General features: G+C 61.9%; 11 protein-coding genes and 2 riboswitches. Of the genes, 7 read left to right on the top strand and 4 right to left on the bottom strand.

What is annotated here, in order from left to right:
• The first annotated feature begins 77 nt into the window (after nt 1–77).
• From V9L13_RS08250 to nfuA, 3 genes are all read left to right on the top strand, one after another.
• Complete coding sequence (locus tag V9L13_RS08250; RefSeq protein ID WP_338802846.1) at nt 78–2,360, top strand: fatty acid cis/trans isomerase; 2,283 nt, start codon at nt 78–80, stop codon at nt 2,358–2,360.
• Between the two features lie 184 nt (nt 2,361–2,544).
• Nucleotides 2,545–3,570 carry an acyltransferase gene (locus tag V9L13_RS08245; RefSeq protein WP_338802146.1) on the top strand — a complete coding sequence of 342 codons (1,026 nt, stop codon included), beginning with the start codon at nt 2,545–2,547 and terminating at the stop codon, nt 3,568–3,570.
• Between the two features lie 57 nt (nt 3,571–3,627).
• A complete protein-coding gene (gene nfuA, locus V9L13_RS08240) occupies nt 3,628–4,212 on the top strand; it encodes a Fe-S biogenesis protein NfuA (RefSeq protein ID WP_003225494.1) in 585 nt (194 codons plus the stop codon).
• A 173-nt stretch (nt 4,213–4,385) separates the two neighbouring features.
• Here the strand turns inward: nfuA and cobM are convergent, their stop codons facing one another.
• The 4 genes from cobM to V9L13_RS08220 all read right to left on the bottom strand — a co-directional run bounded on the left by cobM (nt 4,386) and on the right by V9L13_RS08220 (nt 6,532).
• A complete protein-coding gene (gene cobM / locus V9L13_RS08235; RefSeq protein WP_338802145.1) occupies nt 4,386–5,132 on the bottom strand; it encodes a precorrin-4 C(11)-methyltransferase in 747 nt (248 codons plus the stop codon).
• Nucleotides 5,133–5,214: 82 nt separating this feature from the next.
• A complete protein-coding gene (locus V9L13_RS08230) occupies nt 5,215–5,628 on the bottom strand; it encodes a cobalamin biosynthesis protein (RefSeq protein WP_003225490.1) in 414 nt (137 codons plus the stop codon).
• Nucleotides 5,625–6,323, bottom strand: coding sequence for a CbtA family protein (locus tag V9L13_RS08225; RefSeq protein WP_338802144.1), 699 nt, complete (start codon nt 6,321–6,323; stop codon nt 5,625–5,627). Before V9L13_RS08225 ends, V9L13_RS08230 begins: the two co-directional genes overlap by 4 nt.
• Before the next feature lie 11 nt (nt 6,324–6,334).
• The gene (locus V9L13_RS08220) at nt 6,335–6,532 is read right to left on the bottom strand and encodes a CbtB domain-containing protein (RefSeq protein ID WP_183780136.1); all 198 of its coding nucleotides are present in this window, start codon (nt 6,530–6,532) and stop codon (nt 6,335–6,337) included.
• 121 nt (nt 6,533–6,653) lie between these two features.
• Nucleotides 6,654–6,875, bottom strand: a riboswitch (cobalamin riboswitch).
• Nucleotides 6,876–7,799: 924 nt separating this feature from the next.
• Nucleotides 7,800–8,013, top strand: a riboswitch (cobalamin riboswitch).
• Between the two features lie 97 nt (nt 8,014–8,110).
• On the opposite strand from V9L13_RS08220, the gene cobW reads away from it, so the two are divergent.
• The 4 genes from cobW to V9L13_RS08200 all read left to right on the top strand — a co-directional run bounded on the left by cobW (nt 8,111) and on the right by V9L13_RS08200 (nt 14,834).
• The gene (gene cobW, locus V9L13_RS08215) at nt 8,111–9,181 is read left to right on the top strand and encodes a cobalamin biosynthesis protein CobW (RefSeq protein WP_338802142.1); all 1,071 of its coding nucleotides are present in this window, start codon (nt 8,111–8,113) and stop codon (nt 9,179–9,181) included.
• 3 nt (nt 9,182–9,184) lie between these two features.
• Complete coding sequence (gene cobN / locus V9L13_RS08210; RefSeq protein ID WP_338802141.1) at nt 9,185–13,033, top strand: cobaltochelatase subunit CobN; 3,849 nt, start codon at nt 9,185–9,187, stop codon at nt 13,031–13,033.
• A gap of 143 nt (nt 13,034–13,176) precedes the next feature.
• Nucleotides 13,177–14,175 carry an AAA family ATPase gene (locus V9L13_RS08205; RefSeq protein ID WP_338802140.1) on the top strand — a complete coding sequence of 333 codons (999 nt, stop codon included), beginning with the start codon at nt 13,177–13,179 and terminating at the stop codon, nt 14,173–14,175.
• Nucleotides 14,103–14,834 carry a VWA domain-containing protein gene (locus tag V9L13_RS08200; protein ID WP_338802139.1) on the top strand — a complete coding sequence of 244 codons (732 nt, stop codon included), beginning with the start codon at nt 14,103–14,105 and terminating at the stop codon, nt 14,832–14,834. Before V9L13_RS08205 ends, V9L13_RS08200 begins: the two co-directional genes overlap by 73 nt.
• Nucleotides 14,835–14,989: the final 155 nt, after the last annotated feature.

The following is a 14,989-nucleotide window of genomic DNA, read 5'->3' as shown; positions in this document are numbered from 1 at the left end:
CATGAATATCGCTCATGTTGGTACGGGCGTCATACTGTAGAATCGCGGCGTTTTTTTTCAGGATCGGGATCATGGGCATGTCGTACCGCGTCATCAGCATTTTCATGCTGTTCTTAAGCTGCGGCGCCGTTGCGCAAGAGCCCGCGATCTCTTATACCCGAGATATTCAGCCAATCTTCACCGAGAAATGCGTGGCCTGCCATGCCTGCTACGACTCTGCCTGCCAGCTCAATCTGGGCAGCGGCGAAGGTGCAGGGCGGGGCGCGAGCAAGATGCCGGTCTACGATGGCGAGCGTACTCAAGCCGCGCCGACCACTCGATTGTTCTACGACGCCTTCGGCAAACGTGCCTGGCAGCAGAAAGGCTTCTATTCGGTACTTGATGCCCAAGGCAGTCAGGCCGCATTGATGGCGCGGATGCTGGAACTGGGCCACAAAACCCCGCTGACGCCCAACGCCAAACTGCCGGAAGACATCGTCCTCGGCCTGCAACGGGAAAACATGTGCGCGATGCCCGCCGAGTTTGCAGGCTATGCCGGCGCCCACCCGAAAGAAGGCATGCCGCTGGCGGTGACCGGCCTGACCGATCAGCAATACCAGACCCTGCAACGCTGGCTGGCATCCGGTGCGCCGATCGACGAGCAAGGTCTGGCGCCGAGCGCCAAAGAAGCGCTGCAAATCGTCCAGTGGGAAAACCTGCTCAACCAGCCGGGGGCGCGGGAAAGCCTGGTTGGGCGTTGGTTGTTCGAACACTGGTTCCTCGCGCACCTCTATTTCAAGGACGGTGAGCCTGGGCATTACTTCCAGTGGGTGCGTTCGCGCACGCCGACTGGCCAGCCGATCGACCTGATCGCCACCCGCCGCCCGAATGACGACCCGGGCACTCAGGTTTACTACCGTTTGTGGCCGGTGCAAGGGGTGATCGTGCACAAGACCCACATCACCTATCCGCTGAGCGCGGCGAAGATGGCGCGGGTCAAGAGCCTGTTCTACAGCGGCAACTGGCAGGTCAGTGCGTTGCCGGGTTACGGCCCGCAGAGTCGGGCCAACCCGTTTGCGACCTTTGAGGCGATTCCGGCGCAGGCGCGCTATCAGTTCATGCTCGATAACGCCGAATACTTCGTACGCACCTTCATTCGTGGGCCGGTGTGCCGTGGGCAGATTGCGACGGACGTGATCCGCGACAACTTCTGGGCGCTGTTCCAGGCGCCGGAACACGACCTGTACATCACCGACCCGGTCTATCGCGGCCAGGCCACGCCGCTGCTGGCGATGCCAGGTCAGAACGATGACGTCGGCAGCGTCCTGAGTCTGTGGCACAACTACCGCGACAAACGAAACAAGTACGAAGCGCTGCGTCGCGACAGCTACGCCGATTTACCGGCGCCGAGTTGGTCGACGCTGTGGGCCGGCAACGACAACGCGCTGCTGAGCATTTTCCGTCACTTCGACAGCGCCTCGGTGACCAAAGGCCTGATCGGCGAAGTGCCACAAACGATGTGGCTGTTCGACTATCCGCTGCTGGAGCGCACCTATTACCAGTTGGCGGTCAACTTCGATGTGTTCGGCAACGTTTCCCATCAGGCGCAGACCCGCCTGTATTTCGACCTGATCCGCAACGGCGCCGAACAGAATTTCCTGCGCCTGATGCCGGCCGATTCCCGCGAGGACTACCTCGACGATTGGTATCAGAGCAGCGGCCAGTTCAAGATGTGGCTCGACTACGAAGCCATCGATGACGACAAGCCGACCGCGCTGAAACTCGATCCGAAGGACCCGAAATACGACTTCGCCATGCAGTTGCTGGCGCGTTACGGCGATCTGAATGCGCGGCCCGATCCGATCAACCGCTGTGACGGCGCCTACTGCTCGCGGCCGAATATCGACCCGGCCCTGCAAAATGCCGAGCAGGCGCTGAGTCGCCTGACGTCACGTCCGGCCGCCGGTTTGAAGGTCATCGACCAGTTGCCGGAAGCGACCATGCTGCGCATCGAAACCCGCAGCGGGAAACGCGAGATGTACAGCCTGCTGCGCAATCGCGCGCACAGTAACGTGGCGTTCCTGCTGGGGGAATCGCTGCGCTATCAACCGGGGCTGGACACCTTGACCCTCTATCCGGGCGTGCTCAGCAGCTATCCGAACTTCATCTTCAACATTCCGGCCGAGCAAGTACCGGAGTTTGTCGATGCCATGGAAACCGCCAAGGATGCCGAGCGCTTCGAGAAAATCGTCGAACGCTGGGGGATTCGTCGCAGTCATCCGCAGTTCTGGTTCTATTTCCACGACCTGAGCCAATACCTCCACGAAACCGATCCAGTGGAAGAGGGCGTGCTGGACATGAACCGCTACGAGAATCTTTGATCGTTTGGGGCTGGCCTGCTGTCCCAACTCTTAGCAACACCGCACATTCTCTGTAGGAGTGAGCCTGCTCGCGATGGTGTCAGTCCATTCAGAATGGTTGTCGCCTGACATGCCGTCATCGCGAGCAGGCTCACTCCTACAAGGGATCGGCGGTGGTTTTGAGAGTTGTGGACAGGAGCCGATCATGTTGATTTCAGTGCAGGCCCTGCGGGCGCTTGCCGCGTGGACCGTGGTCTGCCACCACTTCATGCAGATTTTCTTCGATTTCAAGGCGCGCGGCCCGGTCGGGCAGTTCTTCATCGACAAAGGCGCAGTCGGCGTCGATATCTTTTTCGTCATCAGCGGGCTGGTGATCTTCCTGTCTACCGAAAGCAAAGCGTTGCCCCCGGCGCGGTTTCTGCTCTATCGGCTGTTTCGCATTGTCCCGGCGTATTGGCTGTACACGCTGCTGATGGCGTTGCTGGTGGTGTTCGCCCGGCCGATGTTGCCGGATCAGACGGTGGATTGGGCGCATTTCCTCGCGTCGTTGTTATTCATCCCTGCGCAAAACCCCGGCGGCTACGGGATTTATCCGACGCTGAATGTCGGCTGGACGCTCAACTACGAAATGTTCTTTTATGTGTTGTTTGCATGCGCGCTGGTGTTCCGCTGGCAGTTGCGCTTGCTGGTGGTCGCCGCGTTGCTGTTTTCGGCGTGCCAGGCGTTCGGCTGGCTCAATGAGTTCTACCGTTCGGACATCGTTTACGAGTTTTTGCTGGGGATCGGCATTGGCGTGCTGTATCGCCGGGGCTGGATCGGCGCGGGGCTGTGGCTGCCGCTGGTGGCGATGGGTGCCGCGTTGTTGGCGATCTATCACCTGGCGCCAGCGCCAAGGCTGTTGAACTGGGGCGTGCCGAGTGCGGTGCTGGTGATGTCCTGTATCGCACTGGAACGCTACGTCGAGCGCAGTCGGGTGATGAAATGGCTCGGTGACTGTTCCTATTCGGTATACCTGATGCACGTACTGGTGCTGTCGGCAGGTGGTTTTATTGCGCGGCGCTACGGGATCAACCCGTATCTGATGTTCGTTTTCTGTGCTCTGGCCATCGGCGTAGGCTCGTGGCTGAGTTACGAATGGGTGGAAAAACGCAGCTATCAGTGGCTTAAAGCGCGGATTGATCGCGAACCCGTCGGTCAATCGGCTGCCGAGCTTTCCCGACAAAAATACTAGGACTTTGTGCCGCGCGATGATTGGCGTAAACTGCGCCCAAGCCTGCGAGGAGTTTCCATGACCGCTATTACCATTACCGACGCCGCCCACGATTACCTGGCCGATCTGCTCTCCAAGCAGAACACCCCGGGTATCGGCATCCGCGTCTTCATCACCCAGCCTGGCACCCAGTACGCCGAAACCTGCATTGCCTACTGCAAGCCGGGCGAAGAAAAGCCTGAAGATACCGCGCTGGGGCTGAAAAGCTTCACCGCTTACATCGACTCGTTCAGCGAAGCGTTCCTCGACGATGCCGTCGTCGATTACGCCACCGACCGCATGGGCGGCCAGCTGACCATCAAGGCGCCAAACGCCAAAGTACCGATGGTCAACGCCGACAGCCCGGTCAACGAGCGCATCAACTACTACCTGCAAACCGAAATCAACCCGGGGCTGGCCAGCCACGGCGGTCAGGTCAGCCTGATCGATGTGGTTGAGGACGGCATCGCCGTGCTGCAGTTCGGCGGCGGCTGCCAAGGCTGCGGCCAGGCCGACGTGACCCTGAAGGAGGGCATCGAACGCACCTTGCTCGAGCGTATCCCAGAGCTCAAAGGTGTTCGCGACGTGACCGACCACACGCAGAAAGAAAACGCCTACTACTGAGTAAGGTGTTCACTGCGAACATGAAAAACGGTGCTGTGGCGAGGGAGCTTGCTCCCGCCTGACTGCGAAGCAGTCACAAATCGGACAATGCATTTACCCGTGATGAATGGGTTGTCCGGTTTTGGGATCGCTCCGCGATCCGGCGGGAGCAAGCTCCCTCGCCACAATTGCTTTCAGGGTCTGTAGAGGTGCGCATGCCCCGCACGATACAGCGACGACTCGCTAAACACCTCACTCCCCAACACCCGTCCAACCAGAATCAACGCCGTACGCCGAAACCCCTTGGCCGCAACCTTCGCGGCAATATCCTCCAGCGTCCCCATCACCCAATCCTGATCCGGCCAAGTCGCCCGGTGAATCACCGCAATCGGGCAATCCGCGCCGTAATGTGGCAGCAGTTCGCCAATGATCTTCTGCAGATGATTGACCCCCAGGTGAATCGCCATGGTTGCGCCGTGTTGCGCCAGACTGCTCAGTTCCTCACCCGCCGGCATCGCAGTTTTATCGGCGTAACGAGTCAGAATCACGCTCTGCGAAACGTCCGGCAGCGTCAGTTCCGTGCCTAGCAAAGCTGCGCAAGCAGCCGTAGCCGTCACGCCGGGAATGATCTCGAACGGAATCTGCAATTCGCGCAGATAACGAATCTGCTCGCCAATCGCGCCATACAGGCTTGGATCACCCGAATGCACCCGCGCCACATCCTGGCCCTTGGCATGGGCGGTTTTGATCAATTCAATGATCTGCTCCAGATGCAATTCGGCGCTGTTGACCACGGTTTCGGCCTGATGCCCCTCCAGCACGGCGGCCGGGACCAGCGAACCTGCGTAGATGATCACCGGGCAACTGCGGATCAGCCGCTGGCCTTTGACAGTGATCAATTCCGGGTCGCCGGGGCCGGCGCCGATGAAGTAGACGGTCATGAAGAAATCCTGTGAAAAACGGGGCAGCGCAACGCTTCAGATGAAGATTGCTCATGATCAAACGGGGGGGATTATCGGGATTTTACGCGGCGCCGGCCAATGCCAGTGTCGCCTGAGCGTATTTCTGCCGGGAAATCAGCAGCTTTGCCGGTGCCTGGATCAACTGCTCGGCAAGGGCCAGGGCGGCACTTTCCGCTACCCCGTAGCAACCGGTGCGCTCATAGGCGATCTGAGAATGGTGACTGAGTCGCTGCTGGTAACTGGCCAGTTCGTCGCTGCTGAAATACAACAGCGGCAAGGCCAGTTGCGCGGCCAGCTCCTGCAAACCTGGCTCATCGCGCTTCAAATCGATGCTGGCCAATGCCTTGACCGCTTCCAGTTCGATGCGATGCGCCTGTAATGCCTGATCGAGTAACGCGCGCAGCGTACTGGCCGGGCAGCCGCGCTGGCAGCCCAGACCGACCACGAAGGTCGGCGCTGCGCGGTCATCGGTCATGCGTGGTATTGAGCAGCGCTTTTGCGGCGGAACAACCAGGCGCTGATCAGGCCCAGGGCCAGCCAGAAAGCCACGTTGGTCAACTGCGAAGCGATTTTGAACTGGGCTTCCAGCGCTTCCGGGGCGAGCATCGAGTGCACTTCCGGTTGCGGTGCGCCAATCACGTGCGGCACGGCAAGGATCGCCACGCCCAGCAGTTTCATCAGCCAGTGACGGCTGAACACGATCAAGGCCAGGCCGACTGCGGTGGAGGCGGCGGTGCCGATCCACCACGTTTGCCGCGAAGCCAGATCGGCCGCCGCGGTGCCCGGCAGTTCAGGCGGCAGGCCGAGGGTTGGCGCGAGGACGAAGGTCGCGTAACCGGCCAGGCCCCAGAGCAGGCCCTGCGAGGTTTTGGTCGGTGCGCGCAGGGTGTATAGACCCGCGAGCATCAGGGCGAAACCGACCGCCACCACCAGATTGCCGCCGGTGGTCGAGACCACGCGCTGCCAGCCGTTTTCCGGCTCCCAGGCTTCGGCGTCGTGAGTGTGTGCGGCTGTGCCGGCGGCGTGTTCGTGAACGGCCACCGGTTCGGACTTCTCGAAGGTTTCGGCCTGCAGAATCAGTGGCGAGACCCAGAAACTTTGCAGCAGAGTCAGCAGCAGGGCGGCCAGCAGACCGGTGAAACCTGCGGTTTGCGCAATACGCTTGATCATGTCGGCAGGTCTCAGTGGCACGGGAACGCGGCGCTGTGGCGGGTATCGTGAGCGGCGTTGTGCACCGCTTCGATGTGCGAGAAGCCGGCGAAGTACACGAGGCTTGCACCCAGGATCGACGCGAAAATGGCGGCGGTCAGGCGTTGGCTCAACGTGGAGGTGCTGGAGATTTTGTCGGTGTTGCTGCCGGTGCTGCTGATGATTGACATGGCGCTTCCCTCTGGAGTGTCAGCGGGTTGATAGAGCGCATGAAAACCCCTGCGAGTCGGGCACGCAGAGGTTCGAACAGCGCCCGCCCACCGCGGGTTTGTTATGTTCAGCGACGCAAAATGCGCACTGTGTGTTGCGGGCCGGTCTCCGGGCTCACGAGGGGTTGGCGTCAGGCCGACCTGCAAGCATCACCTTCCCATGCCGTACGGCACAGTGGATTTGACGCTTCGCTCGCTTACCGTTGCGGGGGCAGCACCGGACTGACATGGCTTTGAGTAAAGCACATGATTCACCGGTTTCCCGTTTCACCCTGTGAAGGGCACCCGTAACAAGTTGTGTAGGAGAGCATGGGTTGGGGATTTGAGTCAATTGAGTGGGGTGGGTATATCCGTTGCTGCGGTAACGGCCTCTTAGGGTTCCGCCCTTACGGCGGGTCACTTTTGGCAAACGCCCCAAAAGTAACCAAAAGGTCTATGCCCTGACGTTCGGCCCTCGCCTAGGCTCGGGTTCCTTCGCTCCGGGATTCATCCGGGGGGCAGCGCCTACGGTTTGCTTCGCTGCACCTCCTCTCGCTGTGTTTGGCTGCGCCAAACGGTCGCTACGCTCCCACCCCCGGATAAATCCCTCCACTCAGCCTGCCGACGGGCCCTCAGATCAAAATCAAAAGCGGTACTCGAGCTAACGCTCATTGTGTTGAGTGGGGCGGCTTCGCCGCAGGGCTGCACGCAATCTAGACTGTAGGAGCCAGCCCGCTGGCGATGGCGGCCTGTCAGCCGACCAATCTCTTGCTGATGCACCTGGCCCAACTGTGGGAGCGGGCTTGCTCGCGAAGGCGGCCTGTCAGCCGACCAATTTCTAACTGAATGCATCCAGTGCCATGCAGGAACTGCCGAAGGCTGTGATCTTTTGATCTGCTTTGGCTTTGGTTTTTGATGTGGCTTTTGATGTGGCTTTTGATCTTCAGCCCCTTCGGCAGGCCGAGCGAAGGTGTCCATCAGGGGGGTAGGCGCGCAGCGCCATGCGGCGAAGCCGCATCCATCGAGAGGAGGTGCAGCGAAGCAAACCGGAGGCGATGCCCCCTGATGGGCACCGTAGCGAGGGAACACTGAGCCTCAGCGAAGTGCCGTACGCCGGGGCAAAGCCTTTTGGGTTACCTTTTCGGCGTTTGGAAAAGGTGACTCGCTGTAAGAGCGAAACCGCCAGCGGCGACACCCGCAGAAACGGATATGCCCCCAATCCAAACATTGACCCATCCTCAAGCCATGCGTAGCCTTGCGCTTTCGAGGTTCTTCGGCCCACGCCGAAGCTAAGAAGGGAACGCGGTCAAAGCCGCGGCTGCCCCCGCAACTGTGAACGGTGAAATTCGTTGCCACGCCACTGCCAGCTCAATCCACAGAGCCAGCGGGAAGGCGCAGCGAATGCCGGGCCCAAGGCCTGAACACCGTCAGCCAGGAGACCTGCCTCGTCACAGATTTCTCACTACAACCGGGCGGGGTGATCCGGTGGCGAATTCTTCCGCGCGCGCGTTCGCAGCGGATCTCGTCCCGTATGCCCGCCACCTTGCCAAAGGGCATCCGATGAAAACACTGGCCAAACTCCCCGTCACCATCGTCACCGGTTTTCTCGGCTCGGGCAAAACCACCTTGCTGCGACACATGCTCGACAACGCTCAGGGCCGTCGCATCGCCGTGATCGTCAACGAGTTCGGCGAACTGGGCATCGACGGTGAAATCCTCAAGCAATGCACCATCGGCTGCACCGAAGAAGAAGCCACCGGCCGCGTCTATGAACTGGCCAACGGCTGCCTGTGCTGCACGGTTCAGGAAGAATTCTTCCCGGTGATGCGCGAACTGGTCGCCCGTCGCGGCGATCTCGACCACATCCTGATCGAAACCTCTGGCCTGGCCCTGCCAAAACCGCTGGTTCAAGCGTTCCAGTGGCCGGAAATCCGCAGCGCCTGCACCGTTGACGCGGTGATCACCGTGGTCGACAGCCCGGCCGTGGCCGCTGGCACGTTTGCCGCGTTCCCGGATCAGGTCGATGCCCAGCGCAAACTCGATCCGAACCTCGATCACGAATCGCCACTTCATGAGTTGTTCGCCGACCAACTGGCCAGCGCCGACCTGGTGATCCTGAACAAGGCCGACCAGACCAGCGCGGAAGATCTGGCTCGCGTACGCCTGGAAGTCGCCGAAGAACTGCCGCCCGCAGTAAAAATCATCGAAGCCAGCAACGGTCGCCTGCCGCTGGACGTGCTGATCGGCCTCGGCGCCGGCTCTGAAGAACACATCGACAGCCGCCACAGTCATCACGACCACCACCACGACGGTGATGACGATCACGATGACCACGATCACGACGCCTTCGATTCGATCTCGATCGAACTGCCGCAAGCCGACGAAAGCCTGCTGCTCGACGCGCTGACGCAATTGGTGGTCAAGCACGGCATCCTGCGCGTGAAGGGCTTCGCGGCGATTCCGAACAAGCCGATGCGCCTGTTGATTCAGGGCGTGGGCACGCGTTTCGACAAGCACTTCGACCGTCAGTGGGGCGCTGACGAGGCGCGCGTCACCCGTCTGGTGCTGATCGGTCAGGAACTCGACGCTGCGCAACTCGAAGCGCAACTGCGCGCCGCGCTCAGCGTTTAAGCCATGCACCTGCTCAGGACCCAGCCCGGCGGTTTCGTGTCGGATGACAACATTGCCGACCTTGGACAAACCCCCGCCGAGCTGGTGATCCTGTGCAGCGGCGATTCCAGCCTGGCGCTGCTCGCCGAAGCGGCGCAGCAACTGCCCGAGGATTACCCGAGCCTGCGCCTGGCCAATCCGATGCAGGTGCAGAATCACGCCTCGGTCGATCTGTATGTCGATGAGGTGTTGCGTCACGCCAAGGTCATTCTGATTTCGCTGCACGGCGGCATCGCCTATTGGCGTTACGGCGTCGAGCGTCTGGTGGAATTGTCCGAGCGCGGCGTGCAGGTGATTCTGGTGCCCGGTGATGACCGTCCCGACCCGGAACTCAGCGACCTGAGCACCGTGCCCGCCGAAGATCGCGACCGCCTCTGGCAGTTCCTGCGTCAGGGCGGCATGGGCAATGCGCTGGATTTCTTTCGTTGTCTGGCCAACCGCTGGCTGGCGCGGGATTACGCCTGGGGCGAGCCGCAAGCGCTGCCGCGTACGGCGATTTACCACCCACAGAAAAACACCGCCGCACTGAGCGACTGGCAAGCCGATTGGCAGCCGGGTCGCCCGGTGACGGCGGTGTTGTTTTATCGCTCGCATTTGCAAGCGGCCAACACCGCGTTCATCGATGTGTTCTGCCAGCGCTTGCAGGCGGCGGGGCTTAATCCGTTGCCGATTGCCGTCGCCAGCCTGAAAGAACCCGGCTGCCTGAGTGTGGTCGAGGACTGGCTGGATGAGGTCGAGGCGGCGGTGATTCTCAACACCACCGGCTTCGCGCAATCCAGTCCGGAAGCCCCGCACCTGCGGCCGTTCCGGCGCAATATTCCGGTGATTCAGGCGATCTGCGCCCAAGACAACGAACCGGGCTGGCGCGACAGCGAGCAGGGCCTCGGGCCACGGGATCTGGCGATGCACATCGCCTTGCCGGAACTTGATGGGCGCATCATCAGCCGTCCGATCAGCTTCAAGGATCTGGCCTGGCGCAGTGAGCGCAGTCAGTCCGACGTGGTCTGCTACCGGGCGCAACCCGAGCGCATGGATTTCGTCGCCGAACTGGCCCGGCGCTGGAGCGATCTGGCGCGGCTGCCGAACGCGGAAAAACGCATCGCGCTGATCCTCGCTAACTACCCGACCCGCGATGGTCGGATCGGCAATGGCGTCGGTCTCGACACACCAGCGGCAGCGTTGAATATCCTGCGGGCGTTGCAGGCGGAAGGTTTTCCGCTGGCCGCTGAGTTGCCGGACAGCGGCACCGCGTTGATCCAGCAATTGCTCGGCGGCGTCAGCAATGACCTCGATAGCATTGACCTGCGTCCGTGCCAGCAAAGCTTGGCGATGGACGCCTATCTGGCGATGTTCAACGCGCTGCCGGAAGCCAATCGCGCGGCAGTGCTGGAACGCTGGGGCGCGCCGCAAAACGATCCGATGTGCCGTGACGGACGGATGATGATCGCCGGTCTGCGTTTTGGCCTGACCTTCGTCGGCATTCAACCGGCGCGCGGTTATCAGGTCGATCCGAGCGCGGTGTACCACGACCCGGATCTGGTGCCACCGCACGGTTATCTGGCGTTCTATTTCTGGCTGCGCAACACCTACGGTGCCCACGCGGTGATTCACGTCGGCAAGCACGGCAACCTCGAATGGCTGCCGGGTAAGGGCGTGGGGCTTTCGGAGAATTGCTGGCCGGACGCGTTGCTCGGGCCGCTGCCGAACATCTATCCGTTTATCGTCAATGACCCGGGCGAGGGCGCCCAGGCCAAACGGCGTACGCAAGCGGTGATCATCGACCACCTGATGCCGCCGCTGACCCGCGCCGAAACCTACGGCCCGTTGCGCAATCTGGAGCTGCTGGCCGACGAATATTACGAGGCGCAACTGCTCGATCCGCGTCGTGCGCGGGAGTTGCAGCGCGACATTCTGCAACTGGTGCGCGAAACGCAGATCGACCGCGAACTGCAACTCGACGCCGGTCTGGACAGCGACGCCGATGCAGCGATCTGGCTGCCGCGTCTGGACACCTATTTATGTGACCTGAAGGAATCGCAGATTCGCGATGGCCTGCACATTTTCGGCGAGTCGCCGACCGGACGTTTGCGCATCGATACGTTGCTGGCCTTGCTGCGCATTCCGCGTGGCGACGGCAAGGGCGCGCAGTCGAGTTTGCTGCGGGCGTTGGCCAAGGCGTTTGAATTGGACTTTGATCCGCTGGATTGTGCGCTTGCCGATTCCTGGAACGGCCCACGTCCGATAGCGCTGCAAAACGTCAGCGACGAAGTCTGGCGCAGCGCCGGCGACACCCGCGAACGGCTTGAACTGTTCGCCACCCAACTGATTTCCCAAACACTACAAATCCCCTGTGGGAGCGAGCTTGCTCGCGAAAGCGGTGGGTCAGGTATATCAATGACGACTGACACGACGCTTTCGCGAGCAAGCTCGCTCCCACAAGGGGCGTGTTGGGCTGAAGTGAGCGCGATCATTGATAACCTGCGCGAAGTCGTCGCCCCACGCCTCGACGCCTGCGGTCCCGCTGAAATGCGCGGCCTGCTCGACGCCCTCGGCGGTCGCTTTGTCCCCGCCGGCCCAAGTGGCGCACCCAGCCGTGGCCGTCTCGACGTGTTGCCCACCGGGCGCAACTTCTACTCGGTGGACGTGCGCAACCTGCCGACCACCACCGCGTGGCGCATCGGTTTCCAGTCCGCCACGTTGATCCTTGAGCGCCACTTGCAGGATCACGGCGATCACCTGCGTCAGCTCGGTCTGTCGGTGTGGGGCACTGCGACCATGCGTACCGGCGGTGACGACATCGTTCAGGCCATGGCGCTGATGGGCGTGCGTCCGGTGTGGGCCACCGGCAGTCAGCGCGTCGATGACTTCGAGATTCTGCCGCTGAGCCTGCTCGACCGGCCACGGGTCGATGTCACACTGCGGGTCTCGGGCTTCTTCCGCGATGCCTTTGCCAACCTGATTCGCCTGTTCGACGCGGCCGTGCAAGCGGTGGCGGCGCTGGACGAACCGGATGACCTCAATCCGCTGGCGGCGAAAGTGCGCGCCGAGCGTGAAGCGCTGCTGCAATCCGGGCTGGATGCCGATGCGGCGCGGCGCCAGGCCGGCTGGCGGATCTTCGGCGCCAAGCCCGGGGCTTACGGCGCCGGTGTGCAAGGCGCGATCGACGGGCGCCTGTGGCAGAGTCGCGAGGATCTGGCCGAGGTCTACCTGAACTGGGGTGCCTACGCTTACGGCGGGGCGGACGAAGGCACCGCCGCCCGCGAGCAGTTCGTCCAGCGTCTGAGCCAGGTGCAGGCGGTGCTACAGAACCAGGACAATCGCGAGCATGACCTGCTCGACTCCAACGACTATTACCAGTTTCAGGGCGGCATGCTCGCGGCGGTGGAAACCCTGCGCGGGGAAGCAGCGGCCAGTTATCACGGCGATCACAGTCAGCCGGATCTGCCGAAAATCCGCACCCTGAAAGAAGAACTGAACCGGGTGATCCGCTCGCGGGCGGCCAATCCAAAATGGATCGACGGGGTCAAACGCCACGGCTATAAAGGCGCGTTCGAGCTGGCGGCGACGGTCGATAACCTGTTCGCCTTCGATGCCACCACGCAGCTGATTGACGATCATCAGTACGCGTTGCTGGCCGACGCTTATTTGCTCGATCCGGCGACCCGGGATTTTGTTCGCGAACACAATCCGCATGCGCTGCGCGACATGACCGAGCGCATGCTGGAAGCGCAGCAGCGCGGGATGTGGCAGGAACCCGGGGTCTACAAAGAGGCCCTGGAAAATCTGCTGCTGGATATAGAAGAAGACACCTGACACACCACAATCCCTTGTAGGAGTGAGCCTGCTCGCGATAGCGGTGTATCAGCAAACCTATTTGTCGCTGACCCACCGCTATCGCGAGCAGGCTCACTCCTACATTGAAATGCATTCACTCCGACCATGACCGAGTATTGAAGATGACCGACACCCCGCATTTCCCGCTCTCCGCCGTGGTCGGCGCCGATGACCTGAAACTTGCGCTATACCTCACCGCCATCGACCCGAAAATCGGTGGCGTGCTGATCGAAGGCCCGCGCGGCATGGCCAAATCGACCCTGGCCCGTGGCCTCGCCGATCTGTTGGCGAGCGGGCAGTTCGTCACCTTGCCGCTGGGTGCCACCGAAGAACGTCTGGTCGGCACCCTCGATCTCGACGCGGCGCTGAGCGCAGGCCGTGCGCAGTTTTCTCCCGGTGTATTGGCCAAGGCTGACGGCGGTGTGCTCTATGTCGATGAAGTGAACCTGCTGCCCGATCATCTGGTGGATCTGCTGCTTGATGTGGCGGCCAGCGGCACCAACCTGATCGAACGCGACGGCATCTCCCATCGGCATTCGGCGCGGTTCGTCTTGATCGGCACGATGAACCCGGAAGAGGGCGAATTGCGGCCACAGCTGCTTGACCGTTTCGGCCTGAACGTCGCCCTCAGCGGCCACACCGCGCCGACCGAACGCGGGCAGATTATCCGCCGCCGACTGGATTTCGACAGCGATCCACAGGCGTTCTGCGCGCAGTGGGAAGCACAGCAGCAAGCGCTGCGTGAACGCTGCGAGCAGGCGCGCATCGCCTTGGCGAGCATTCCGCTGGACGACGATGCGTTGGCGAGCATCACCGAGCGTTGCTTTGCGGCGGGTGTCGATGGCTTGCGTGCCGATCTGGTCTGGCTGCGCGCCGCCCGTGCTCACGCGGCGTGGCGCGGTGCTGCAGCGATTGCCGAGCAAGACATCGACGCGGTGGCGGAGTTTGCCCTGCGTCATCGCCGTCGTGAATCGTCTTCGTCCAGCCCGCAGCCTCCCGCGCAGAACTCAGCCAATACCCAAGCCGAACTAAGCGAGGGCCAGGGGCAGTGGGGCGACATGCCCGCCCCGGCACTGGCCACCGGTGCCCGCCGCGAAGTGCCGAGCTGGCCAAAAAAGTAATCGGCATTCGTCCCCGATCCGATGCGGGGGCGAATGCCAGACCCCGCGCCGGACGCCTCGATCACGGACGCCAGGGCAAGCGCCATGCCGCGCGCAGCGGCCTGGTGAACTGGCCGGGAACGCTGCTTAACGGCCGCCCGCAAACCCGTGAGGACTTGCAGTTCCAGTTGCGCACTCGTTCTCCCCATGAGTTGTGGCTGGTGATCGTCGATGCGTCGGCTTCGACGCGTCGGCATCAGGCGTTAAGTGATGCCAAAGGCCTGCTCGCACAATTGTTCGATGACGCTTATCGGCAACGGGCACGACTGGCACTGTTGACCGCCAGCGGTACCACGCCGAAATGGCAGGTTCAGGGCCTGAAGGCGTCGAGTGGCTTGCGCACCTGGCTGGAGGCGTTGGGCGCTGGCGGCGGCACGCCATTGGTGGCGGCGTTGGCGCAGGCGCAGCAGTGGCTGGTGCAGCGGCAAAAGCGTTTTCCGGCCGAGCAGCAGCGCTTGCTGGTGGTCACGGATGGGCGTTTGAAAGCCTTGCCGTCGATGCCGGCGCTGGAGTGTCCGGGATTGTTGATCGACATTGAGCGCGGGCCCATCCGATTGGCACGGGCGCGGGAATTAGCGGCGGCACTGAATGCGGATTATCGGCACATTGATGATCTGTGATGCCTGAGCGGGCCGCTTCGCGAGCAAGCCCGCTCCTACAAGGAATGTGAACGCTGCTTGACCTGTGGGAGCGGGCTTGCTCGCGAAGAGGTCACCTCGGTTCAAACGGATATCATCCAAACTTGCAGCGCTGCTCTATGCTCCACCCCAGCCCA

It is taken from the genome of Pseudomonas sp. RSB 5.4 (assembly GCF_037126175.1).
Lineage (GTDB): Bacteria > Pseudomonadota > Gammaproteobacteria > Pseudomonadales > Pseudomonadaceae > Aquipseudomonas > Aquipseudomonas fluorescens_H.
This window is presented reverse-complemented; position numbering and strand designations above follow the sequence as displayed.